The organism is Planotetraspora sp. A-T 1434, from assembly GCF_025420585.1.
In the GTDB taxonomy this organism is placed as follows: Bacteria; Actinomycetota; Actinomycetes; order Streptosporangiales; family Streptosporangiaceae; genus JAOEGB01.
In genome coordinates this window covers 158,284-180,605 of sequence record NZ_JAOEGB010000002.1, presented here as the reverse complement: position 1 = coordinate 180,605, position 22,322 = coordinate 158,284, and the positions used below count along the sequence as shown (strand labels likewise).

25 protein-coding genes are annotated in these 22,322 nt (G+C 69.3%); 17 read left to right on the top strand and 8 right to left on the bottom strand.

Going from position 1 to position 22,322, the window contains the following annotated elements; all coding sequences use genetic code 11:
- The first annotated feature begins 42 nt into the window (after positions 1-42).
- Entirely contained in the window at positions 43-1,389 is a 1,347-nt protein-coding gene (locus tag N5079_RS04190; protein WP_261582046.1) for a hypothetical protein, read from the top strand.
- A 71-nt stretch (positions 1,390-1,460) separates the two neighbouring features.
- Here N5079_RS04190 and N5079_RS04185 read toward each other — a convergent pair whose 3' ends face one another.
- Entirely contained in the window at positions 1,461-1,763 is a 303-nt protein-coding gene (locus N5079_RS04185) for a hypothetical protein (RefSeq protein WP_261582045.1), read from the bottom strand.
- Positions 1,764-1,882: 119 nt separating this feature from the next.
- On the opposite strand from N5079_RS04185, the gene N5079_RS04180 reads away from it, so the two are divergent.
- Positions 1,883-2,350 (top strand): hypothetical protein, encoded by a 468-nt coding sequence (locus N5079_RS04180; protein WP_261582044.1) that lies wholly within the window; start codon positions 1,883-1,885, stop codon positions 2,348-2,350.
- A 4-nt stretch (positions 2,351-2,354) separates the two neighbouring features.
- Here the strand turns inward: N5079_RS04180 and N5079_RS04175 are convergent, their stop codons facing one another.
- Positions 2,355-4,391, bottom strand: coding sequence for a hypothetical protein (locus N5079_RS04175; RefSeq protein WP_261582043.1), 2,037 nt, complete (start codon positions 4,389-4,391; stop codon positions 2,355-2,357).
- Between the two features lie 182 nt (positions 4,392-4,573).
- Between N5079_RS04175 and N5079_RS04170 the strand changes: the two genes are divergently transcribed.
- The 3 genes from N5079_RS04170 to N5079_RS04160 all read left to right on the top strand — a co-directional run bounded on the left by N5079_RS04170 (position 4,574) and on the right by N5079_RS04160 (position 7,491).
- A complete protein-coding gene (locus N5079_RS04170; RefSeq protein WP_261582041.1) occupies positions 4,574-4,717 on the top strand; it encodes a hypothetical protein in 144 nt (47 codons plus the stop codon).
- Between the two features lie 87 nt (positions 4,718-4,804).
- Entirely contained in the window at positions 4,805-5,959 is a 1,155-nt protein-coding gene (locus N5079_RS04165; RefSeq protein WP_261582040.1) for a CaiB/BaiF CoA transferase family protein, read from the top strand.
- Complete coding sequence (locus tag N5079_RS04160; protein WP_261582038.1) at positions 5,956-7,491, top strand: acetyl-CoA carboxylase carboxyltransferase subunit alpha/beta; 1,536 nt, start codon at positions 5,956-5,958, stop codon at positions 7,489-7,491. Before N5079_RS04165 ends, N5079_RS04160 begins: the two co-directional genes overlap by 4 nt.
- Here N5079_RS04160 and N5079_RS04155 read toward each other — a convergent pair.
- Genes N5079_RS04155 through N5079_RS04140 form a run of 4 tightly spaced genes read right to left on the bottom strand, consistent with a single transcriptional unit; the run spans position 7,470 to position 10,128 of the window.
- Positions 7,470-7,955: a hypothetical protein gene (locus N5079_RS04155; RefSeq protein ID WP_261582036.1), complete on the bottom strand. Its 486-nt coding sequence runs from the start codon at positions 7,953-7,955 to the stop codon at positions 7,470-7,472. The two genes, N5079_RS04160 and N5079_RS04155, sit on opposite strands and share 22 nt — an antisense overlap.
- Positions 7,952-8,410, bottom strand: coding sequence for a hypothetical protein (locus N5079_RS04150; RefSeq protein ID WP_261582035.1), 459 nt, complete (start codon positions 8,408-8,410; stop codon positions 7,952-7,954). The genes N5079_RS04155 and N5079_RS04150 overlap by 4 nt, the downstream gene beginning before the upstream one ends.
- Positions 8,411-8,420: 10 nt before the next feature.
- Entirely contained in the window at positions 8,421-9,212 is a 792-nt protein-coding gene (locus tag N5079_RS04145) for a carbon-nitrogen hydrolase family protein (RefSeq protein ID WP_261582034.1), read from the bottom strand.
- Positions 9,142-10,128 carry a DUF418 domain-containing protein gene (locus N5079_RS04140; RefSeq protein WP_261582033.1) on the bottom strand — a complete coding sequence of 329 codons (987 nt, stop codon included), beginning with the start codon at positions 10,126-10,128 and terminating at the stop codon, positions 9,142-9,144. The genes N5079_RS04145 and N5079_RS04140 overlap by 71 nt, the downstream gene beginning before the upstream one ends.
- Positions 10,129-10,211: 83 nt before the next feature.
- On the opposite strand from N5079_RS04140, the gene N5079_RS04135 reads away from it, so the two are divergent.
- The 3 genes from N5079_RS04135 to N5079_RS04125 all read left to right on the top strand — a co-directional run bounded on the left by N5079_RS04135 (position 10,212) and on the right by N5079_RS04125 (position 12,045).
- The gene (locus tag N5079_RS04135) at positions 10,212-11,387 is read left to right on the top strand and encodes a pyridoxal phosphate-dependent aminotransferase (RefSeq protein ID WP_261582032.1); all 1,176 of its coding nucleotides are present in this window, start codon (positions 10,212-10,214) and stop codon (positions 11,385-11,387) included.
- 86 nt (positions 11,388-11,473) lie between these two features.
- Positions 11,474-11,671, top strand: a complete 198-nt coding sequence (locus tag N5079_RS04130; RefSeq protein WP_261582031.1) for a FitA-like ribbon-helix-helix domain-containing protein — start codon at positions 11,474-11,476, stop codon at positions 11,669-11,671.
- Entirely contained in the window at positions 11,668-12,045 is a 378-nt protein-coding gene (locus N5079_RS04125; RefSeq protein WP_261582030.1) for a type II toxin-antitoxin system death-on-curing family toxin, read from the top strand. The genes N5079_RS04130 and N5079_RS04125 overlap by 4 nt, the downstream gene beginning before the upstream one ends.
- 43 nt (positions 12,046-12,088) lie before the next feature.
- Here the strand turns inward: N5079_RS04125 and N5079_RS04120 are convergent, their stop codons facing one another.
- Positions 12,089-12,427, bottom strand: a complete 339-nt coding sequence (locus N5079_RS04120; protein WP_261582029.1) for a hypothetical protein — start codon at positions 12,425-12,427, stop codon at positions 12,089-12,091.
- 134 nt (positions 12,428-12,561) lie between these two features.
- Here N5079_RS04120 and N5079_RS04115 point away from each other — a divergent pair, with 134 nt between their 5' ends.
- The 9 genes from N5079_RS04115 (at position 12,562) to N5079_RS04075 (ending at position 20,240) form a co-directional block, all read left to right on the top strand.
- A complete protein-coding gene (locus N5079_RS04115; RefSeq protein WP_261582028.1) occupies positions 12,562-13,503 on the top strand; it encodes a carbamate kinase in 942 nt (313 codons plus the stop codon).
- Positions 13,504-14,610, top strand: a complete 1,107-nt coding sequence (locus N5079_RS04110) for a ring-opening amidohydrolase (RefSeq protein WP_261582027.1) — start codon at positions 13,504-13,506, stop codon at positions 14,608-14,610.
- Positions 14,611-14,864: 254 nt separating this feature from the next.
- Entirely contained in the window at positions 14,865-15,422 is a 558-nt protein-coding gene (locus N5079_RS04105) for an SseB family protein (protein ID WP_261582026.1), read from the top strand.
- A gap of 102 nt (positions 15,423-15,524) precedes the next feature.
- Positions 15,525-16,193, top strand: coding sequence for a prepilin peptidase (locus tag N5079_RS04100; protein ID WP_261582025.1), 669 nt, complete (start codon positions 15,525-15,527; stop codon positions 16,191-16,193).
- Between the two features lie 20 nt (positions 16,194-16,213).
- The gene (gene aroC / locus N5079_RS04095; protein ID WP_261582024.1) at positions 16,214-17,392 is read left to right on the top strand and encodes a chorismate synthase; all 1,179 of its coding nucleotides are present in this window, start codon (positions 16,214-16,216) and stop codon (positions 17,390-17,392) included.
- 2 nt (positions 17,393-17,394) lie between these two features.
- Complete coding sequence (locus N5079_RS04090) at positions 17,395-17,928, top strand: shikimate kinase (RefSeq protein WP_261582023.1); 534 nt, start codon at positions 17,395-17,397, stop codon at positions 17,926-17,928.
- Entirely contained in the window at positions 17,925-19,001 is a 1,077-nt protein-coding gene (gene aroB / locus N5079_RS04085; RefSeq protein WP_261582022.1) for a 3-dehydroquinate synthase, read from the top strand. The genes N5079_RS04090 and aroB overlap by 4 nt, the downstream gene beginning before the upstream one ends.
- Positions 18,998-19,432 carry a type II 3-dehydroquinate dehydratase gene (gene aroQ, locus N5079_RS04080; RefSeq protein ID WP_261582021.1) on the top strand — a complete coding sequence of 145 codons (435 nt, stop codon included), beginning with the start codon at positions 18,998-19,000 and terminating at the stop codon, positions 19,430-19,432. The genes aroB and aroQ overlap by 4 nt, the downstream gene beginning before the upstream one ends.
- 28 nt (positions 19,433-19,460) lie before the next feature.
- Complete coding sequence (locus N5079_RS04075) at positions 19,461-20,240, top strand: SGNH/GDSL hydrolase family protein (protein WP_261582020.1); 780 nt, start codon at positions 19,461-19,463, stop codon at positions 20,238-20,240.
- 6 nt (positions 20,241-20,246) lie between these two features.
- Here N5079_RS04075 and N5079_RS04070 read toward each other — a convergent pair whose 3' ends face one another.
- Positions 20,247-22,220 (bottom strand): ATP-dependent DNA helicase, encoded by a 1,974-nt coding sequence (locus N5079_RS04070; RefSeq protein ID WP_261582019.1) that lies wholly within the window; start codon positions 22,218-22,220, stop codon positions 20,247-20,249.
- Between the last annotated feature and the right edge of the window lie 102 nt (positions 22,221-22,322).

The following is a 22,322-nucleotide window of genomic DNA, read 5'->3' as shown; positions in this document are numbered from 1 at the left end:
TACGGAGGGTAACGATGGTGATTCGAGGAGTGAGTCGGATACGTGTCGAGCCAGCCGACGTTGTTGAAGGCGCTGCTGCTCAAGCGCCACCAGGAAACGCACCGGGCGTTCTGTGTCGAGTACGACAAGGTGGCGCGGAGCATCGACCGGAGCCTCATCGGCACGTCTCCCAGCAGAGAGGCGTTCGGCCGGTGGCTCAAAGGACACCTGAAGACCAAACCCCAGGCGCACCACTGCCGTGTCCTGGAGCGCATGTTCCCGGGCCATACCGTTGCGGAACTGCTCACCCCGTATGACCCTGTGACTAAGGACTCCGGCGTTCCCCAGACGCGCCCCGAACACCGGGAGGCGGCGACGAACCGGCGAGAAGTGTTCCACCTCGGCGCCATGAGCATCACGGCAGGACTCATCGAAAGCGTCTACCGAGGCCCCGACCTCCTGGAACAAATCCTCGACTCCACGACGGCGAGTGAAAGCCGAATCTTGTTTCTGGAGAATGAGGCAGCCCGGCTCGGCCAGAAAGTCGAGAAGGTGCTGCCCGCCTCCTTGCTGTCCGAGGTGGTCCTACGCCTGTCCAGCGTCCGGGAGCTCCTCACGGAACGGCAGCCCGTGGAAGCGCAGAGACGCTTGGCGCGTGTCGCCTCGAAGCTCTCGATCGTGGTCGGGGAGATTCTGTTCAACACCAACCAGTTCTCGCTGGCGAACCGCTGGTGGACTGCGGCGGCTCGGGCGGCCGATGAGGCCGGAGACCGCTGCCTCGCTGATCTGGCTCTGACGAGTGCGGCACTGGTGCCGACTTATTCTGGCGACCCGCGCGGAGTGCTGGCCATGGTCAGCCCACGGTTGGAGCGGGCGGTGGGCGCCACTCCTCCTATCGCGTGGCTCTGGGGACTCGCCGCGTTGGCGCATGCCACTCTTGGTGATCGCGCCGCCTTCGAGCGGGCGATCAATAGATCCCGCACGACTTTGGAACGATGCCCGCCGGACAGCCTGTTTCCAGGGATCTTGTCATTCCAGCCCGAGAGGCACGCCTTCTACGAGGCGCGTGGATGGGCGGATGTCGGCGACGTGCAAGGCACTGCGCGGGCGACAGATCGAGCACTCGCGGCTTATGACCCGACCGTGTCCAGTGATCCAGCGCTGGTGCGTTTCGCGCACGCCACCGCCCTTGTCAAGGCGGGGGAGGTTGAAGAGGCCTGCCGCATCGCCATCGCGGCTATCACGAACCCGCACACCCTCCCCGTCATCAGCGTGGTCGTACGCGCTCACGAGTTCGACACTTCACTCGGTTCCGGCGGTGTGGCGACACGAGACTGGCGAGAGGTGCTCGCCGATCTTCGCGCACCCGACCCGGCAGCGCTTTTCGCTCCTGCGGGCAAGGTGGTATGAAATTTCGAGTGCGTCGTTTTGGAGGACGTGGGAAGGGTCGCACTCCGAGCCGCGAATCGTCGACATCTCAGCTATCCCCAGGCGCTCAGGCTGGACGCGGCCGTCCTGGAGATCTTGCTGGGCGTGGCGCGGAGCTCGGCTTCAAGCTCGGCGAGCACGTGCTGGGCGGCTGTCTTGACGCGTGCCCTGCGGCCGTTGAGTTCTTCGCCGAAGGCCCGGGCGGTCGGTCCCACCCATACCGCCTGGCCGCCGAACTGCGCGCATGCCGGGTCGAGCGCGGTTTCCAGCACATGGATGTGCGCACGCACGGCCGCGAGCGCCGTTTCCAGATCCCGATATCGGGGATTCGGCACCAGATCGTCGTTAAGGGCCAACGCTGGACTCCTGCTGCGGTCAAAGCCTTAATGGCTGTGTGGATACTGGGTGGCGCAGCGGTTCTCATTGAGATTATGTGGGCTGAAAGTGATCCCGGCCATACGTGGAGGCGAAGACGATGCTCGTTCTGCCCAGCCCCGGACGGCTTCGCCGAACTCTAGCCGTGCTGGGGCTCGCTGCGCTCGCCCTGGCCGGCTGCACTTCCGACAAAGGCCCCACTGCCGCCCAAGCCGGTCAAACTCTAAAGAACCACATTCTCCAACTCCTCAAGGAGCGCGATGCTGAGAATGTGACCATCACCGACCCTGGCGGACGGAACATTCCCTGCGCGGACGGCAAAGCCAAACAGACTTTCTCCGCTACAGGCAACGATAATTTTCGGAAAACTGCCCCACATATCCTGCGTACCGCGATGCTGGGGGCCCTGGAACGTGTTGGCAACTACGACGTCGTCGGCGTACCGGAGCCGAACAAGCCGATTCATGTGACAGATGTGTCCAGTGCGACCAATCTTGTCCTTGATTCACCTTCCGTCGGCGTATATTCGATCAGTGGCGAGACTCGGTGTCTATCAGTCTCGCGATAATGGCTTATGTCAAGTATTCAGCCCTCTTTCTAGCGGTGATGTTGTTACCGTTGAAAGTGTCAGAGAACATTCTGACAGATTTTCCCAGACTGAAGGGATCCTTGCCCAGTCCATTTGCAATGAACCAGCCGTCAAGGGCTTTCAAGCCCTTGTTGCCGGATTTGGCGATGTCGGGGAAGGGGCGGAGTTTGCCGTTCGCGTCGGTGATGGCGACACTGGACGGACTGGCGGTCTGATAGTCCTGGGGTGAGACCTTGGGGGCGAAACCCGAATCCATCAGCAGTTGGGCCATGGTGTGCCGACGGCCAAGGGTTTCCAGATCGAAGTCCTTTTCTTGCTTTTCGGCGTTTTTCTCTGAGTCGGGTTTAAATGAGTCGTAGGTGGACCATCCCGTGCTCAGGGCCGTCCACAATGTCGCTCCCATTATTCCGTAGGGTACGATGACGCCAACTAAGCCAAGTGCGGTTCCCGTGCCCCAGCTCTGAGATTTCCTGTCTATTTCGGCGGCGTCGTCCATGGCCCTGGCGAACTTTTCGGCGGAAGCCTGCTCCAAACCGCGCACGTTGCCCAGGGCTGCGAACACCTCGTCCAGTTGAGTGGAGTCTTTGGTCTTCAACATGATGGGCACGCTCCCGTCGACCAGCTGCCGGGTGAGATTGCCCATGCCTGTGTCGAATGGCCGCCGATTGTCCAAGGTGTCGGCGAAGGTCTTGATGAATCGATAGGTGTCCTCGGGGCTGAGCCGGAACATGGGCTTCAAGCCTGGAAGGCTGGAAGCGACTGGTTCGAAGGCGCTCGGCATTAGCTGGTTGTCGTCGCTGAGGTTCGCGCCCTCGGTTATCTCGGCCGCGTACCCGCCGGCGATTTCCGAGAGGTGCACCCGGGCCGGTGCGGCGAACTCGACGTGACCTGCCGCCGTCATGAGATTGAAGGCGAACCGGGCGGCGACGTCACTGTGATGCCCGTCTTTTTCGCCGTAGACGCCGGATGCCGACGCCAGCAGGCGCCCGAACGCGTCGGCTGACGTAGGGTCGAGCGCCGCCCGGCCGTTGAGGTTGCTCAGGAAGGTGGCCAGATCAGGCCTGGGGTCCGCCAGCGCCGGATTGAACAGCAGCAACTCAGCCGCCTTGTTCCCCACACGTGGGCTGCCGCGGGTGACCATGCTGATCGCCAGTCGTGCGGCCGCCGGATCCCTGGCGAGCGCGTTGAGGTATGGCGTGAGCAACGATCCCAAGGTGGCATCGCCAGAGTCGTACATCCGGGGAGACGACCCGACGGCCATGTCCTTGCGGCCGAGCGCCTGGGAGGCGACGACTTCGGCAAGCCACTCGGTGGGGAAAGTTCCTCCCGACACCAAGTCGCCGACGGCCCCTCTGTCCTGAATAGTTTCGGTCCGGTTCTTCATGGCGTTGCTGATCTTCGCGAAGCCTCCGGTCGCCGCTCCTGCGCTTACCGCCGTTCCGAATGCGCGGCTGACTGTGTCAATCGCCGACTTTTCGCCTTCCTGCAGTGCCTGCCGGAGCCGTTGCGGAAGGTCGAGGGTCCCCCGTAGACCCAGTTCGGCGAAGAAGGCGACCGTGAACTCGGAATCGTGAACATGCGCGGCGAGCACATCCACGATCTTCTGATACTTCTTGGCCAGGTCGGGGTCGAAGGGATGGCACTGTGTATATTCCGCTGCCAACTCTCGTCCCAGACGCCGCGCCTCCGCTGGTGGAAGGATGGTCTTCTCGTCGTATGGCACCAGCGCGCTCGCTGCCGCGGGCGTCCAGGTCGGTAGCTTCGCCATGTTGCGGGCGATCTGGGTGCGGCGTCGCAAGTCAGGGAGGCGTTCGTCGATCCACCGCTCGACCTCGCCGATCGGGCCGAGGGAGGCCGCGGGGATGCCGTTGGCGGCGAACACACGCCGGATCGACTCGGCGTGTTCGCCGATCATTTCCCGAGCATGCTGCATCTGGTCGACGAAGCCGTCCATCAGCCCGGGATCGATACCGGTGAACTCCGGCGAGAGCGGTCCCGTCCCCGGCGGCACAGTTCCCATGCGTTATCGCCCCTCCGACGCCCCTGTTTGCCGGATCACCAACGTAACTCCCTACAGCCGTCCGTGCGGAGATACCGCCGGGTACCGTCCGCCTCCACCATTACGATTGGCCGTAATGCCTCGGGGTAGCCGTCTTAGGGACAAAGGAACCAAAACGGGCGGTGAGTGGACAGATGGCTTCCATGGTTGAGCGAATCAAGGAGTTCTTCCGGAGCCCGCAGGGAAAGCGGGCCGTCGGCAGGGCCAGGACGATGGGCCGCGACCCGAGGAACCAGCAGAGGGTGCGGCAGTTCATGGACCGGTGGCGCCACAGGAACACGCATTAGGCAAGCACCTCCCCGGTGGAAAGCGGGAGGGCCGACCTGGCAGGCTTGCCGGTGAAGACCCCGACCCATCGCCGGTGGAGGCCGACCTTGCAGGGACCTCTCAGTGACGTCGTCGTTCTCGACCTGTCCCGGGCCCTCGCCGGGCCGCATGGGGCGCAGATGCTGGCGGACCTCGGCGCCCATGTCATCAAGGTGGAGCACCCATCGGGGGACGAATCACGGGGGTGGGGCCCGCCGTTCGTCGGCCCCGATCACGATATTTCCACCTACTTTCTGGCGGCGAACCGCAACAAGCGGTCCATCACCGTCGACATGAAGTCGGACGAGGGCCGGGATCTCATCGAGCGGCTCGTACGGCAGAGCGATGTGCTGATCGAGAACTTCCGCACGGGTGTTCTCGACCGGCTGGGCCTGTCCACCGAGCGGCTGCACGAGCTGAATCCTCGCCTGGTCGTCCTGTCCATCACGGGGTTCGGCCACGACGGGCCCGAGGGCGGCAGGCCGGGTTACGACCAGATCGCCCAGGGTGAGGCCGGCCTGATGTCGCTCACCGGGCCGTCGCCGGACGAGCCGTACCGCGTGGGGGCATCGATCGCCGACCTGCTCGCGGGCATCCACGGGGCGTACGGCGTCGTGGCAGCGCTCTACGAGCGGGAGAGGACCGGCCGCGGAAAGGTCGTCAGGACGTCTCTGCTCGCCTCGGTGGTGGGCGTGCACTCCTACCACGGCACGGCCTGGACGGTCGGCGGCAGAGTGCCGAGGGCGGGCGGCAACCACCACGCTTCCATCGCGCCCTACGGCGCGTTCCACTGCGCCGACGGCATGATCCAGATCGCCGTGGCAAACGAGGGTCAGTGGCGCAAGGTCGCCCACCTCCTAGACATAGACCCCGATATCCCGAAATATGCGACAAACAGGGAGAGGTTCGCCCATCGGGAGGAGTTGATCTCCGACATGGAGAAGGCTCTGGCCGTACACGACCGGGCGCACTGGCTTGCCGCGCTCGGCGGTCTCGGCGTGCCCGCTGGGGCCATCCGGTCGATCGACGAGGTCTACGCCTGGGACCAGGTGCGTTCGCAGGGCCTGCTGGTGACCGTGGACCATCCCGTCCTCGGCCCCATCGAGCTGCCCGGCCCGCCCCTCCGCTTTGACGACGTTGTCCCCGCGAATCACATCGCGCCGCCCGCACTGGGACAGGACAACGACGCCGTCCTCGACTGGCTGAGCGAGCGCGAACGATGACCCCGCGCCCGGACGCGCGGGCCCTCATCGGGCGGGTGCTCGACGCCCATTCCTGGAAGTCCTGGGACGAACCGCCGGTCGATCGAGCCTCTCCGGGGTCGGAGTACGCCGAAGAACTGGCCGCCGCCCGGGCCAGGACCGGTTACGACGAGTCGGTGATCACGGGGGAGGGGACGCTCGACGGACGCCGGGTCGCGGTCGTCGCCTGCGAGTTCTCGTTCCTCGCGGGGTCGATCGGCGTGGCGGCCGCCGAGCGGCTGACGCGAGCGGTCGAGCGGGCCACCGCCGAGGGGCTGCCCCTGCTCGCCGCCCCGGCCAGCGGGGGCACGCGCATGCAGGAAGGCGCGCTGGCCTTCACCCAGATGGTCAAGATCACCGCTGCCGTGGCGGCCCATCGCGCAGCGGGCCTGCCGTACGTCGTCTACCTACGCCACCCGACCACGGGTGGCGTGTTCGCGTCGTGGGGCTCGCTCGGTCACGTGACGGCGGCGGAGCCGGGCGCGCTGATCGGCTTCCTGGGGCCGCGGGTCTTCGAGGCGCTGCACGGCTACCCCTTTCCCAAGGGCGTGCAGGTGTCGGAGAACCTCTTCGCCCACGGCCTGGTCGACGCCGTCGTCTCCGCCGAGGACGCCAGAGAGATCGCCATCCGGGCGCTCGCCGTCCTCTGCGCTCCGCGAAGCCTGGTCCGCGAGCTTTCGGAGTCCCGGCTCTCGGAGTCGCGCGGGAACCCGGATCGCGGGCCCGAGCCGGAGGAGGCCGACGTGCCCGTCGAAGCGTGGGAGGCCATCACGCGCTCCCGCCGGGACGACCGCCCCGGCGTGCGGAGCCTGCTCAAGCTCGGCGCCTCCGACGTCACCCCGCTGAACGGCACCGGCACAGGCGAGAGCGACCCCGGTCTGCTGCTCGCCCTCGCCCGGTTCGGTACGGCTCCCGCCGTCGTCCTGGGCCAGGACCGGCGGCGGCAGCGGGCCGATGGCGCGCTCGGCCCGGCCGGGCTCCGGGTGGCGCGGCGCGGCATGCGGCTCGCGTCCGAGCTGGGCCTTCCCCTGGTGACCGTCATCGACACGGCCGGGGCGGCCCTGTCGAAGGCGGCCGAGGAGGGCGGCCTCGCCGCCGAGATCGCCCGTTCGCTGGCCGACCTGGTAATGCTCGACGCGCCGACCGTGTGCCTGCTGCTCGGTGAGGGCGCGGGCGGCGGGGCTCTCGCCCTGCTGCCCGCCGACCGGGTCGTCTGCGCGCAGCACGGCTGGCTGTCGCCGCTCCCGCCGGAGGGCGCCTCGGCCATCGTCTACCGTACGGTCGACTTCGCCCCGGAGATCGCGCGGTCCCAGGGCGTACGGGCGGCCGACCTGAAGCGGGACGGCATCGTGGACCGCATCGTCCCGGAACGTCCCGACGCGGCGTACGAACCGGCCGCGTTCTGCCGGCGGGTGGCCGAGACGCTCGAATACGAGATCATGGACCTGCTCGGCCGGCCCCCAGGCGAACGGCTCGCCGCCCGCTTCGCGCGTTACAGGTCGCTGGGCTCCTGATCGCGGGTGGTCGGGACCGGCACGCGCTCGACCCGGATGGAATGGACCTCGTCGCGGGGCACGACGACCTCGTAGGCGCCGTGGTCGACGAGCCAGTAGCCGAGGGCCTCCGCCTTCATGCCGCTGTGGCCGGTGTAGGCGATGTGCAGCCCGCCTCCCTCGCCGTCCTTCCCGCCGTCCGAGCCTTGCCCGCCGTCGTCCCTGCCGTTGTCCCCGCCGTTGTCGTCGTCCAGCACGAGGCACGGCTCGCCGCCGAAGGCGCCCACGGTGCGGAGCAGCGTCAGCCACTCGAGGTCGTAACGGCTCACGCGGAGCCGCCAGTAGCCCCCCGCCTTCGTGAAGCCCTCCTCCGGGGACTCGCTGAAGAGGATGACGTCGTCGCTGTCGGGCCCGATGGCCGCGGCGTAGGTCTGGTCTCGGTAGCGGGCGATGAACCCCAGCCCCACCGGCTCGATGCCGGTCATGACGCCGGCCGCCAGGTCAGGCCGTCGTACCCGGCGAAGGGCCGCTCTCCGGCCTTCGTGAGATGGACGATCTCCGCGCCCGCCGGGATCGGCATGGGCATCGTGTGGAACTGCGGCACGACGTGCTCACGTGACGCGGTGAACCCGTTCCCGGTGAACGGCGGTGAATCGCTCCAATCCCCGCCCATGTGCGGGCCGTACGGGACGACATAGGTGTCGATGTCCCGCGCGAACCACCGCATGATGTACAGCTCGGGCACTTTGGCTGTCAGCTCCGATCCTTCGAACCCCAGGTCGAGCGCCTCGACGAGTGACCCGGGGGTGGTGAGACGGCCACAGTCCTGCACGCGGTAGACGTACCCCGAGATGATCGTCCGCTTGCCTGCCAGGTAGGGCACGAGCAGCCTCGGCGGGATCACCTTCTGCATCTGCGTCCTGCGTCCCGGCTCACTCATGGGGCCAAGTTTACGATCTGGTGACTCCAAGCCGTCGATGTTCCAGTGACGGAAGGGTCCTCCGCACGATTTCCGTCAGTCCCTGGTCGATCTCTCCAACCTCTACGGCAGTCCCGGGGCCGAGGTCGTGCCGGGCCACGCCCATGGGGTCGACCAGCATGCTCCGGCCCACGCCGAAGCCGTCCTGGACGAACGGGTTGGGAGCCTGGCCGACCGCGATCGTCCACGTCGTGTTCTCGATCGCCCTGGCCTTGACGAGCGTCACCCAGTGCTCCTCCTTCATCGGTCCGGTGCCCCAGGCCGCGATGACGGCGAACACGTCGGCCCCCTCGTCCACCAGCGCGCGCGCCAGCTCGGGGAAGCGGACGTCGTAGCAGGTGATCAGCCCGACCCGGAGCCCGCCCAGCGACACGACCGCCGGAGCGTCCCCGGGGGAGACCAGTTCGGACTCGCGGGAGCCGAATGAGTCGAACAGATGGATCTTCCGGTAGGCGGCCACCAGTTCGCCCGTCTCGTCGACGGCGACGGCCGTGTTGTAGACCCGGCCGCCCTCGGCGGGCTCGAAGACGCCCGCGATCACCGCGGTGCCGTGCTCCCGCGCCGCCTCCGCCAGCCCCGTCACGAACGGCCCGTCGAGGGGCTCGGCCGTCTCGGTCACACCCCTGCCGAAGCGGGTGAGCGTGGCCTCGGGGAAGACGGCGAGCCGCGCGCCCTCCGCACGCGCGAGCGCGTCACGAACGCTCTCGAGGTTCGTCTTCGGGTCGTGGGCGACGGGGATCTGGCAGAGGGCTACGCGTGTCACGGGTCCCAGTCTGCCGGTTGCGGACCGGTTCCCACCAGGTGAGGCTCCGCCAGACCCATTCAAGGGGCCCGTAGCGGTAGCGGGCGAGCCACCACCGGCTGAACGCCGCCTGGGCCGCGAGCGTGACGGCGCTGACGCCCAAGATGGCCGCACCCGTGCCGTCGGCGGCCAGCAGCGGCGTCGCCGCCAGGATGACCGCCGTGCTGCTCAGGTAGTTGGTCAACGCCATCCGGCCGAGCGCCTCGAAGATCGCGGTCTTCCGCGCCAGCAGCAGGAAGCCGGTGCCGTACGCGGCGGCGCCGCACAGGGCGGCCGCCTGGTAGACCCCGCCGCTCGGCGGCGAGTGATTCCACCACCACGTCAGCACGACCGTCAGCGCCGCGCTCACCCCGAACGGGACCAATCCGGCGAGCCGGTCCGCCCTGCCGTACCGGACGGTGGCCAGGCCGAACAGGAACAGCGCGGCGATCAGCACGTACGGCTTGCCGGTGAGCAGGGCGGCGACCATGGTCCCCGCCCCGAGGAGCAGCACCAGCGGCGCGGGAAGGAAGCTCGCCGGGAGCAGGACGGTGGCGCCCAGCAGGGCGTACGGCAGGAGCACGTCGCCGGGATAGAAAGACCAGTGGACCACGCCGAGCAGCGCCAGCACGGCGAGCCGCCTGAGCAGCACCAGCCGCGGACGCGCCGACCGCGCGGCCGCCGAGTTGAGGAACAGCGCGAAGCCCATGCCGAAGAGGAACGAGAAGATCGGATAGAAGCGGCTCTGGAAGAGGTTCGCCATCACCCAGTCGATCTGGGTGGACTTCCGCTGTGTGAGCGTGTGCTGCCAGGTGTTGACCAGCATGATCCCGCAGATGGCCAGCCCGCGCAGCGCGTCGAGCGCCCGGATGCGGCCGACCGCGGGAGAGCCGTCCATGACGGCTATTCCATCAGGGGATCGTGCCGATCACCAAACTCCACCCGCAGGCCATGTCACATGGGCCCGATATGGTGACCGCTGTGAGTGAGCCGCTGGTGGAACGGATGCGCGAATTCGGCACGACCGTCTTCGCGACGATGACGAAGCTCGCCGTGGAGACCGATTCGATCAACCTCGGCCAGGGCTTCCCGGACACCGACGGGCCCGAGCGGATGCTGGAGCGCGCCGTCGAGGCCGTCCGGAGCGGGGCCAACCAGTACCCGCCGGGGCCGGGCGTCCCCGAGCTCCGCCAGGCGGTGTCCGAGCACCGCAAGGAGTGGTACGGCCTCGCCTACGATCCCGACGGCGAGGTGCTCGTCACGGTCGGCGCCACCGAGGCCATCACGGCGACCGTCCTCGCCCTCTGCGAGCCGGGCGACGAGGTGATCGTCTTCGAGCCTTACTACGACTCCTACTCGGCCGCCATCGCGCTCGCGGGAGCCGTGCGGAAGCCGGTGACCCTGCGCGTCGACGCCGGCCGGTTCACCTTCGACCCCGCCGAGCTGGCCGCCGCGGTAGGCCCCCGGACCAGGGCGATCCTGGTGAACTCGCCGCACAACCCCACGGGCACCGTGTTCACCCGCGCGGAGCTGGAGGTCATCGCCGCGCTCTGCCGGGAGCGCGACCTCGTCGCCATCACCGACGAGGTCTACGAGCATCTGACCTTCGACGGCGTCGAGCACATCCCGCTCGCCACGCTGCACGGCATGCGCGAGCGCACCGTGATGATCTCCTCGGCGGGCAAAACGTTCAGCGTGACCGGCTGGAAGACCGGCTGGATCTGCGCGCCGCCGTCGCTGGTGCGGGCCGTGCAGACGGTCAAGCAGTTCCTCACGTTCACGTCCGGCGCCCCCTGGCAGCTCGCCGTGGCGTACGGCATGCGCGAGGAGATGGGCTGGGTGGCCGCCCAGCGCGCGTCCCTGGAGGCCAAGCGCGACCGGCTGATGGCCGGGCTGGAGGCGGCCGGTTTCGCCGTCCTCCGTCCCGCGGGCACCTACTTCGTCCAGACCGACATCCGGCCGCTGGGCTTCGACGACGGCCTCGACCTGTGTCTCCGGCTGCCCGAGCTCGCGGGCGTCGTCGCCATCCCGACGCAGGTCTTCTACGACCATCCCGCCCGTGGCAGTCATTTCGTCCGGTTCGCCTTCTGCAAGAAGGACGACGTCATCGACGAGGCCGTCACCCGCCTCCAGCGCCTGGCGGCCTCCGGCGGATAATCGCCTGACGACTATGTGTGACTGACCTTATGCTTTCTGTGACTGGTATCAGATTGATACTGGCGACGTAGCATGGAGGTATGGCCATGACGCTTCGCTTGAGTGACGAGCAGACCGAGGCCCTTCGCCGGCGTGCCGAGGAGGAGGGCCGTAGCATGCAGCAGGTCGTCCTCGCTGCCGTGGAGGAGTACCTTGCCCGGCACAGTGCCGACGAGGAGGTCCACCGGCTGGGAGTGGACGCGGTTCGCCGGTGGAAGCCCGTTCTCGACCGTCTCGCCCAGTGACCCGCTACCTGACGGTCGAGCAGGTTCTTGATCTGGCCGAGCTCGCCATCGAAGGCACCCCGCAGCTACGTGATCTGGGACTGCTCGACTCGGCCGTGCATCGCCCTCAGGCGCGGATGTTCGGCCAGGAGGCGTACCCGGACCTGGTCACCAAGGCCGCCGCTCTGCTGCATTCGCTGGCGGTCAACCATCCATTCCTCGACGGCAACAAGCGGGTGGCCTGGGTGTCCACGGTGGTGTTCCTCGCGTACAACGGCGTGGAGCTGGACACAGACGATGACTCGGCCTATGACTTGGTGATCGCCGTCGCCTCGGGCAAACTTGATGACGTGGGCGAGATCGCCGAGGTTCTGGCGACGTTCGTGTGCACCTGAACGTCCTGCGCCACCCCTGACGGGCGGGCTCCGCCGCGCGCTGTCAGTCGCGGCGGTGGTGGAGGGCGCGGCTGAGCACGTAGGCCAGGTTGACGAAGGCGACGACGCCGAAGACGAGCATGAGGCCGACGGTGCCTCCACCGTGAGTGATCGTGATGGCCGACAGCGGGACGGACAGGGTCAGGGACCCGAGCCCGAGGGCCATCTGCGCCCAATCGAGCGGCGGGCGCTTGTTCTTCTGCACGGCCAGCCGGGAGTCGATCACGGCGTTGACCCGGTCGACGAGTGACTCGGCGAGCTCCAGTTCGTACTGGGGGCCGAGCTCGCGGCGCGCGGCGAAGGCCGCGCCGACTTCGTTGGATTCCAGCTTCTCGGGGGGCACGTCCCCGATTCTGCCGCCAATTGGTCCGGCATGGGCAGGTCCGCCGCACCGAGGGGAAGGCTTGCCGAAGGATGGGCGCTTGATGGGCGATATTCGCCAATGTAGGCCCGTCGTCGCGTGGATAGTTTCGCGATGTGGGCGGACGCGTACTGATCGCACTGGGCGGCAACGCCATGACGGCTCCCGACGGGAGCGCGTCGCCGGATGACCAGCACCGTGCCATCGGGCAGGCCATGACCCATGTCGCCGGCCTCATCAGGGCCGGGCACGAGGTGATGCTCACCCACGGCAACGGCCCGCAGGTCGGCAACATCCTTCTGAAGAACCAGCTGGCCGCCCATGTGCTGGCGCCCGTCCCGCTGGACTGGTGCGTCGCCCAGACGCAGGGCACGCTCGGCACCCTCATCATGAACGCCCTGGAGCGGGCGCTGGCGCCCGAGCCTGTGCGCGTCGCGACTGTCGTGACGCGCACGCTCGTCGATCCGGACGATCCCGCGTTCCGCGAGCCTGTGAAGCCCATCGGGCAGTACTTCGGAGAGGACGAGCCCCGCCGGTTCGAGCACCACGGCCAGACCTGGCGGCGATTCGAGCGCGGCTGGCGCAGGGTGGTCGCCTCCCCCTGGCCGGTCGAAATACTCGACGCCCCCGCCGCGATCGCCCTCATGGAGGCCGGGTACACCGTGGTCGCCGCCGGAGGCGGGGGAGTGCCCGTCGTCCGGGCAGAGGACGGCACACTGAGCGGGGTAGAGGCCGTCATCGACAAGGACCTGGCGGCCGCCGCGCTCGCGAGAGCCGTACAGGCGACCGATCTGGTGATCGCGACCGACGTGCCGCACGCGATCGCCGGGTACGGCACGCCCACCGCCCGGCCGATCGAGGAGATCACCGTGGCCGAGCTGCGGGTGCTGCAGGCGGCGGGCCACTTCGCGAGCGGCAGCATGGGCCCCAAGGTCGAGGCGGCGCTGCGCTTCGCCGAAGACGGTGGAAACAGAGCCGTGATCACCTCACTGCAGCACATCGGTGAGGCGCTATCAGGAAATATCGGCACAAGGGTGTCCAGAGGGGTGGAGAGATAGATGCCGGATCCGATCGAGGTGCGGAAGGTCGCCATCGAGAGCGTCACGGACGCGTCCGGGCTCGCGCGGCTGATCGACGACGGAGTGATCGAGGCCGACCGCGTGCTCGCGGTGATCGGCAAGACCGAGGGCAACGGCGGCGTGAACGACTACACGCGCATCCTCGCCGACCGGGCGTTCCGCGAGGTCCTCGTGGCCAAGGGCACCCGGACGGAGGAGGAGGTCAAGCAGGTGCCGCTCGTGTGGTCCGGCGGCACCGACGGCGTGCTGAGCCCGCACGCCACGATCTTCGCCAGCCTCGACCCGGCGAAAGCCGTACAGACCAACGAGCCGCGGGTGAGCGTCGGCGTGGCGATGAGCGAGGTGATCCTCCCCGAGGACATCGGGCGGCCGGCGATGGTGGACAAGGTCGCCGCCGGAGTGCGGGAGGCCATGAAGATCGCCGGCATCGAGGATCCCGCCGACGTCCACTATGTGCAGACGAAGACGCCGCTGCTGACGCTGTCCACGATCACCGACGCGAAGGAGCGCGGCCGGACCGTCGTCACAGAGGACACGCTCAAGTCGATGGACATCTCCAACTCCACGACGGCTCTGGGCATCGCCGTGGCGCTCGGGGAGATCGAGATGCCGTCGGCCGGGCAGATCCACAAGGACCTGTCGCTCTACTCGTCGGTGGCCTCGTGTTCGAGTGGTGTCGAGCTCGACCGGGCCCAGATCGTGGTGGTCGGCAACGTCCGGGGGATCGGCGGCCGCTACCGGGCCGGTCACTCGGTGATGAGGGACGCCCTGGACGCCGACGGCATCTGGGAGGCCATCCGCGACGCGGGTATCGAGCTGCCCGAACGCCCCCACCCGAGCGACCTCGGCGACCGGCTGGTCAACGTGTTCATCAAGTGCGAGGCCGACCCCTCGGGACGGGTCCGCGGGCGGCGCAACATCATGCTCGACGACTCCGACGTCCACTGGCACCGGCAGATCAAGGCCACCGTGGGCGGCGTCGCCGCCGGCGTGACCGGCGACCCGGCGGTGTTCGTGTCGGTGGCGGCCGTCCACCAGGGCCCCTCCGGCGGCGGCCCCGTCATCGCCATCGCCGACCTCGCCTGACCAGCGCAAATCCGTGCCGTGATCATGCGCAACTTCCCGGATCGCTTCGCTGACCTGCTTCTACGCTCACTGTGATCATGCATTGACAGCTGCATGATCACGATCGGCGTTTGCGCCGCTCCGGCCGAATGTGCTGGAACCTGTGCATGATCACGGCATGGGTTTGCGCTGGTTGGGGCCACGTCCGGGAACCCGTGCATGATCACGGCCGGGGTGAGGGGGGTGGGGGTGTGGAGCGGGTAGGCTCGCGGAACGTGCCCGCGATTCCACAGCCTCTGCGCCCTGATGACGACGGCGGCGTCGACGCCGCCGTCGGGTCGGCCCTGTCGGCCTTCCACGCCGGTACGGCGACCGCCGCCGACGTGCTGACGGCCCTCGGCCAGGCCAGGCTCCTGGTGCCCGTGGTCGCGCTCCTCACCGAGTCCGAGGTGGGGGAGCACGGGCTCAAGCAGGAGAAAGAGAGCGAGATGGCGCTCCCCAAGCTCGTCGGCAAGGACGGGCGGGAGGCCGTTCTCGCCTTCACCGGCGTGGAGCCGTTGCGGATGTGGCGCCCGGACGCCCGGCCCGTCCAGGCGACGGGTCCCCAGGTCTGTCAGGCCGCCCGGCACGAGCAGGCCGCCGCCGTGGTGATCGACGTGGCCGGGCCGATCCCGTTCGTGATCGAGGGGGGCATGCTGCAGGCCCTCGCGACGGTCGAGGAGGCCAAGCACGACGCCTCGGCCCTGGACCGGCTGGCGGAAGCCGTACCGGACCTGACGGTGGCGCGGCTGCGGGAGCGCCCCCGGCACTGGTGGGACAGACGCCGTCGCTGAGCCCCCGGCGATCCGTGACGATCCGCAGGTGATCCACGGCGACGGTTCGCCAACCGCACCTCGATGGTCAAGTGAGGGCGCCGCCGCCATTAGGGTCTGCGCGTGGCCCTCCTTCTAGCCGTGATCCTCGGATTGATCGCGGGATCGTACGTCCGTGAGCTCGCGGGTGGTTTCGGCATCGATCCGGACGACACCCGTAAGGAGGCCAGAGAGGCGTACGCGTACGCGATCCGGATCGTGCCCGTGCCCCGCCCGCCGTACCTGATCGAAGCCGCAACCGCCGTCGCCGCCGGGCTCGTGACCTGGGGACTGCAGGATGACCACCAGCACAACGGCTGGCTGCTGGCCGCCTGGCTATACGCGGCGGTCGCGGGCGTGACGCTGGCGGTGATCGACTGGCGGATCTGGCGGCTCCCCGACGCGATCGTCGTGCCGTCGTACCCGATCGTCGTGGCCCTGCTCGTGCCCTCGGGGCATCTCATGGGCGCGGTGACGGCCGGGTGCGCCATCGGGGGCGTGTACGCGCTGCTGTGGTTCGGGCGTCCTGCGGCGCTCGGTTTCGGTGACGTCAAGCTCGCCGGGCTCATCGGCCTGCTCACCGGCGCGCTGGGGGTCCAGGCGGCGCTGGTCGCCGGGCTGGGCGGTCACTTCCTGGGCGCCCTGTACGCCGCCGGCCTCTTGATCACCAAGAGGGCGACCCGGAAGAGCGAGTTCCCGTTCGGGCCGTTCATGCTCGTGGCGGCCCTCGTGGCGGTGCTCGTGCACGCCTGACACATGGAAGACTTGTCACCATGTTGCGCTGGTTGACCGCCGGGGAGTCCCATGGCCCCGAGCTCCTCGCGATCCTGGAAGGCCTGCCCGCGGGCGTGGAGGTGACCACCGCCCAGCTCGACGAGGCCCTGCGCCGCCGTCGCCTCGGTTACGGCCGTGGCGCGCGGATGAAGTTCGAGCAGGACGTGGTGACGATCTCCGGTGGCGTACGGCACGGCCGCACGCTCGGCTCGCCCGTCGCCATCCGGATCGGCAACACCGAATGGCCCAAGTGGGAGACGGTGATGGCCGCCGACCCGGTGGACCCCGCCGTCCTGGAGGGGCAGGCCCGCAACGCGCCGAGGTCGCGGCCCCGGCCCGGCCACGCGGACCTGGCCGGCATGCAGAAGTACGGCTTCGACGACGCGCGGCCGGTGCTCGACCGGGCCAGCGCCCGGGAGACCGCCGCCCGCGTGGCGCTCGGCCAGGTCGCCCGGAGCTTTCTCAAGCAGGCCCTGGGCGTCGACATCGTGAGCCATGTCGTCGCCATCGGCGAGGCCACGGCGCCGGGCGACGTGCTCCCCGGCCCCGGCGACATGGCGACGGTGGACGCCGACCCGGTGCGCTGCGTGGACCCCGCCGCCAGCGCGGCGATGGTGGCCGAGATCGACAAGGCGCACAAGGACGGCGACACGCTCGGCGGGGTCGTCGAGGTCGTCGCGTACGGCCTGCCGCCCGGCCTCGGCAGCTACACCCATTGGGACCGCCGGCTCGACTCCCGCCTCGCCGGCGCGCTGATGGGCATCCAGGCCATCAAGGGCGTGGCGGTCGGCGACGGCTTCGAGACGGCCCGCCGCCCCGGCTCCCGGGCCCACGACGAGATCGAGAACACGCCCGAGGGCGTCCGCCGGATCACCAACCGGGCCGGCGGCGTCGAGGGCGGCATGACCAACGGCGAGCCGCTGCGGGTCAGCGCGGCGATGAAGCCGATCTCCACCGTGCCCCGCGCGCTCGCCACGATCGACGTCCTGACGGGGGAGGCCGCCAAGGCCCACCACGAGCGTTCGGACGTCTGTGCGGTGCCGGCCGCCGCGATCGTCGCCGAGGCGATGGTCGCGCTGGTGCTGGCCGACGCGGCGATCGAGAAGTTCGGCGGTGACTCCGTCGAGGAGGTCGCGCGCAACCTGTCCGGTTACCTCTCTTCCCTGGTGATCAAGTGATCGTGAACTCGGCTCCTCAGGGGTCTGAACGGCCCGCCGCCGTCCTCATCGGCCCGCCGGGCTCCGGCAAGTCCACGATCGGCCACCTGCTGGCCGAGCGGCTCGGCGTGTCCTTCCGCGACACCGACGCCGACGTCGAGGCCGTCGCCGGAAAGCCCGTGAGCGACGTCTTCGTCGAGGACGGGGAGGCCAGGTTCCGCGAGCTGGAGGCGGAAGCCGTACGGGCCGCGCTGGAGAGCCACGGCGGCGTGCTGTCGCTGGGCGGCGGCGCGATCCTGCACGAGCCCACTCAGAAGCTGCTCGCCGGGCACCAGGTCGTCTACCTGCAGGTCGGGCTCGACCAGGCGGTCAGGCGGGTCGGGCTCGCCTCCGCGAGGCCGTTGCTCGTGCTCAACCCGCGCAGCCGGCTCAGAAAGCTGATGGAGGAGCGCCGCCCGGTGTACGAGCGGCTGGCCGTGATAACGGTCAGCACCGATGACCGGGAGCCCGCCGACATCGTGGACCAGATCGCGACCGAAATCTCGGCGGAGCTATGACGGCGACGCGCATCACCGTGCGGGGCGACAGCCCCTATGACGTCGTGGTCGGCACCGGCGTGCTGGGCGAGCTGCCCGGCCTGCTGAGCGCCGGGGTGCGGACCGTGGCCGTGATCCACCCGGCGAGCCTGCCCGAGATCGCCCGGCCGGTGTGCGGGGTGCTGGAGACGGCGGGCTACGAGGTGATCTCCCTGCCCGTGCCCGACGGCGAGGAGGCCAAGAGCGTCCATGTCGCGGCAGAGCTGTGGTCGGCGCTCGGGCGGTACGGCGTGACCAGGTCGGACGCGGTCGTCGGCGTCGGCGGGGGGGCCACCACCGACCTGGCCGGATTCGTGGCCGCGACCTGGCTGCGCGGTGTCCAGGTGGTGCAGGTCCCGACGACGCTGCTGGCCATGGTCGACGCGGCCGTCGGCGGCAAGACCGGCATCAACACCCCCGAGGGCAAGAACCTCGTCGGCTCGTTCCACCCGCCGAAGGGCGTCCTGTGCGACCTCGCCACGCTGGTGAGCGTGCCGCGCGAGGACTACGTCGCCGGGCTCGCGGAGATCATCAAGGGCGGCTTCATCGCCGACCCGACGATCCTCATGCTGATCGAGGACGACCCGGCCGGGGCCTGCACGCCGGAGGGCGAGCACACCCGCGAGCTGATCGAGCGGAAGATCCGGGTCAAGGCCGACGTCGTGGGGGCCGACCTGCGCGAGAGCGGCCTGCGGGAGATCCTCAACTACGGCCACACGCTGGCCCACGCGATCGAGCGGGTGGAGAGCTACCACATCAGGCACGGCGAGGCCGTCGCGATCGGCCTGGTCTACGCCGCCGAGCTGTCCCGCCTGGACGGCCGGATCGGCCGGGACATCGTCGACCGGACGCGCTCGATCCTGACGTCGGTCGGCCTGCCCACGGCGTACCGCCGGGAGGCGTGGCCCGCGCTCCGCGACCACATGCGGGTCGACAAGAAGAGCCGGGGCGCCACGCTGCGGTTCGTGGTGCTGGACGACATCGCCAAAGTGTCCCGCCTCGAGAACCCCGCCGAGGAGTTGCTCGAGGCCGCCTACCAGGAGGTCGGCCGATGAGGCCCGTTCTCGTCCTCAACGGGCCCAACCTCGGGCGGCTCGGCATCCGGGAGCCCGACGTCTACGGGGCGCAGACGTTCGACGACCTCGCCGCGCTGTGCCGCGAGACCGGCCGGGAGCTCGGCCTGTCCGTCGAGGTCAGGCAGACCGACGACGAGGCCGAGCTGGTCGGCTGGATCCACGAGGCGGCCGACGCCCGGACGCCCGTCGTGCTCAACCCGGCCGCGTTCACGCACTACTCCTACGCGCTGCGCGACGCCATCGCGCAGCGGACGGCGCCCCTGATCGAGGTGCACATCTCCAACCCGAACGCCCGGGAGGAGTTCCGCCACACCTCGGTCGTGGCGGCCGTCGCGACGGGCACGATCGCCGGGTTCGGCATGCGGTCCTACGAGCTGGCACTGCGGGCCATCGCGGATACTGGTCAGTAATCAGTAAAAGCGAAGCAAGGCAGGACCCATGGGATACACGTCGTACGTCGCGGTCGGGGACAGTTTCACCGAAGGTCTCAATGATCCGGTCGTGAACGGCCAGGCGGTTGGAGAGGTCGCGCGGTACCGCGGATGGGCCGACCGGGTCGCGGAGCGGCTGGCCCAGCTGGAGCCGGAGTTCCGGTACGCGAACCTGGCGGTGCGCGGCAAGCTGATCGACCAGATCGTCGAGGAGCAGGTGCCCCGCGCGGTCGAGCTGAAGCCCGACCTGATCAGTTTCTGCGCGGGCGGCAACGACCTGCTGCGGCCGGGCAGCGACCCCGACCGGATGGCCAAGAAACTGGCGGGAGCCGTACGGCAGTTGCGGGGCACCGGCGCGGACGTCGTGCTGTTCACCGGCATGGACCCGCGCGACACCCCGATCATGCGCAGGGTGCGCGGCAAGTTCGCCGTCTTCTTCATGCACGTCCGCGCGATCTCCGACCTGTACGGCTGCCACCTCGTGGACATCTGGTCGATGCAGAGCCTGCGGGACTGGCGGGCGTGGAGCGAGGACCGGCTGCACCTCAACGCGGACGGCCACCGCCTCGTCGCGGCAAGGGTTCTCGACGTGCTGGCCGTGCCGTCCGACGACGACTGGCGGATGACCTGGCCGCCCCGGGAGCAGGTGGATCCGAGGATCAAGCGCCGAGAGGACGCCCAATGGCTGCGCGAGCACCTCGGCCCGTGGATCGGCCGCCGCCTCCGGGGCCGGTCCTCCGGCGACGGCCTCGACCCCAAGCGCCCGGACCTCACCCGCCTGCCGTGAGGCGCCTTACGCGTCAGCTGTGAGACGTCGCAGCGCGTCGCGGACCTTGGCGGGGTCGGTGGTGCGCCAGAACGGCGGGAGGGAGCTCACCAGGAACCCGCCGTAGCGAGCCGTCGCCAGCCGGGGGTCGAGGACGGCCACTACGCCCCGGTCGTCCATCGACCGCAGCAGGCGGCCCGCGCCCTGGGCCAGGAGTAGCGCGGCATGGGTGGCGGCGACGGTCATGAAGCCGTTGCCGCCGGTGGCCGCGACGTGCCGCTGCCGCGCCGAGGCCAGCGGGTCGTCGGGACGCGGGAACGGGATCCGGTCGATGATCACAAGCGTCAGCGACGGCCCGGGAACGTCGACGCCCTGCCAGAGCGACAGCGTGCCGAACAGGCACGTGGCCGGGTCGGCGGCGAACTGCTTCACGAGCTGTGAGGTGGAGTCGTCGCCCTGGCAGAGCAGAGGGACGTTCAGCCGGTCCCGCAGCGCCTCGGTGGCGGCCTTGGCGGCCCGCATCGAGGAGAACAGGCCGAGCGCGCGCCCGCCCGCCGCCTCGATCAGCTCGGTGATCTCGGTCAGATACGCCTCGGGGAGGCCGTCGCGGCCCGGCTGCGGCAGATGCTTTGCCACGTAGAGGATCCCGCTGCGCGGATGGTCGAACGGCGAGCCGACGTCGAGACCCGTCCATTCCTCGCGGCCGAGCCCCCACTGACGGGCCAGGCCGTCGAAGGAGCCGCCGAGCGCCAGCGTGGCGCTCGTCAGGACGACCGTACGGTCCCCGAAGAGCTTGTCGCGGAGCATGCCGCCCACCGACAGCGGCGCGACCCGGAGGGCCGGCGCGGTGCGCCCACGCCCCTCCTCCAGCCACACGACCTCCGCCCGGTCGGCCTCGGACGCGGCGCCGAACGCGTCGAGCATGCGCTGGGCCGTGTCGTGCACCTCGTCGAGCATCGTGAACGCGGCCTTCCGCAGGCCCGCGTTCTCGAGATCTTCCTTGTCCTTGTTGCGGGGGCCGAGCGCGGTGATGCACGCGAAGGCGGCGTCGCGCACCAGCGCGAGAGTGAGCCCCAGCGATTGGGGCAGGTCGTCTATCCGGCCGGGCGGGGCCGCGGCGAGCAGGGCCTTCAGGTCCTCCCCCGCCTCCTGCAGCCGGTCGGCCACCCCCTGCTCGATCAGCCTCCCGGCGCGGCGGACGGCGATGCCCACGGTGCTCTCCGACAGCTCGCCGGTGACCACCGAGGTCACCCTGTCGACCAGCTCGTGCGCCTCGTCCACGATGACGACGTCGTGCTCCGGAAGGACAGCGAAGTCCTCCATGGCGTCGATGGCCAGCAGGGCGTGGTTGGTGACCACGACGTCGGCCTCTCCCGCGCGCTCCCGGGCCAGCTCGGCGAAGCACTCGGCACCGCTCGGGCACCGCTGCGCGCCGAGACACTCCCTGGCGGTCACGGAGAACTGCCGCCACGCCTGCTCGTTGACGCCGGGAATCAGCTCGTCGCGGTCGCCCGTCTCGGTCTCATTGGCCCACTCCTGGATCCGTTGGACCATCCGGCCGGTGGCGCTGACCTCGCGAGGGTCGAAGAGCTGGTCGTCCTCGTCGTCGGGCATTCCGGCGCCCATCTTGTAGCGGCACAGGTAGTTGCGGCGGCCCTTGAGGATCGCGAACGCCGGCCGGCTCGGCAGCGCGCCCTCCAGCGCGTCGGCGAGCCGGGGCAGGTCACGGTCCACGAGCTGGCGTTGGAGCGCGATCGTCGCGGTGGAGACCACGATGGCGTTGCCGGTCTCGGCGGCGTGCCTGACCGCGGGCACCAGGTAGGCGAGCGACTTGCCCGTGCCTGTGCCGGCCTGGACCGCGAGATGCTCGTCGCCCTCCACGGCCTGCTGCACCGCCTGAGCCATCTTTACCTGGCCCGGGCGCTCGCTGCCCCCCAGCTCCGCCACCACGGTGGTGAGCAGCTCTTCGACGGGCGGAAGCTCGGGACGGTCCTTGGGCACGGGAGAACGCTACCCGCTGCCGCCGACATTCGGTGCGTGACCGGATTGACACATCCTGGCGTTCCAGGAGCCGGATTCGATCCCACATGGCAGACTAGGGCT

Bases quoted from the DNA above. Each gene is read 5' to 3' on its own strand.
- N5079_RS04170 (WP_261582041.1), top strand. From the start codon at position 4,574: ATGGTTGAGCGAATCAAGGAGTTCTTCCGGAGCCCGCAGGGAAAGCGG.
- N5079_RS04130 (WP_261582031.1), top strand. From the start codon at position 11,474: ATGACGCTTCGCTTGAGTGACGAGCAGACCGAGGCCCTTCGCCGGCGT.
- aroQ (WP_261582021.1), top strand. From the start codon at position 18,998: ATGAGGCCCGTTCTCGTCCTCAACGGGCCCAACCTCGGGCGGCTCGGC.
- N5079_RS04110 (WP_261582027.1), top strand. From the start codon at position 13,504: ATGCCGGATCCGATCGAGGTGCGGAAGGTCGCCATCGAGAGCGTCACG.
- aroB (WP_261582022.1), top strand. From the start codon at position 17,925: ATGACGGCGACGCGCATCACCGTGCGGGGCGACAGCCCCTATGACGTC.
- aroC (WP_261582024.1), top strand. From the start codon at position 16,214: ATGTTGCGCTGGTTGACCGCCGGGGAGTCCCATGGCCCCGAGCTCCTC.
- N5079_RS04155 (WP_261582036.1), bottom strand. From the start codon at position 7,955: ATGACCGGCATCGAGCCGGTGGGGCTGGGGTTCATCGCCCGCTACCGA.
- N5079_RS04075 (WP_261582020.1), top strand. From the start codon at position 19,461: ATGGGATACACGTCGTACGTCGCGGTCGGGGACAGTTTCACCGAAGGT.
- N5079_RS04160 (WP_261582038.1), top strand. From the start codon at position 5,956: ATGACCCCGCGCCCGGACGCGCGGGCCCTCATCGGGCGGGTGCTCGAC.
- N5079_RS04175 (WP_261582043.1), bottom strand. From the start codon at position 4,391: ATGGGAACTGTGCCGCCGGGGACGGGACCGCTCTCGCCGGAGTTCACC.
- N5079_RS04150 (WP_261582035.1), bottom strand. From the start codon at position 8,410: ATGAGTGAGCCGGGACGCAGGACGCAGATGCAGAAGGTGATCCCGCCG.
- N5079_RS04180 (WP_261582044.1), top strand. From the start codon at position 1,883: ATGCTCGTTCTGCCCAGCCCCGGACGGCTTCGCCGAACTCTAGCCGTG.
- N5079_RS04140 (WP_261582033.1), bottom strand. From the start codon at position 10,128: ATGGACGGCTCTCCCGCGGTCGGCCGCATCCGGGCGCTCGACGCGCTG.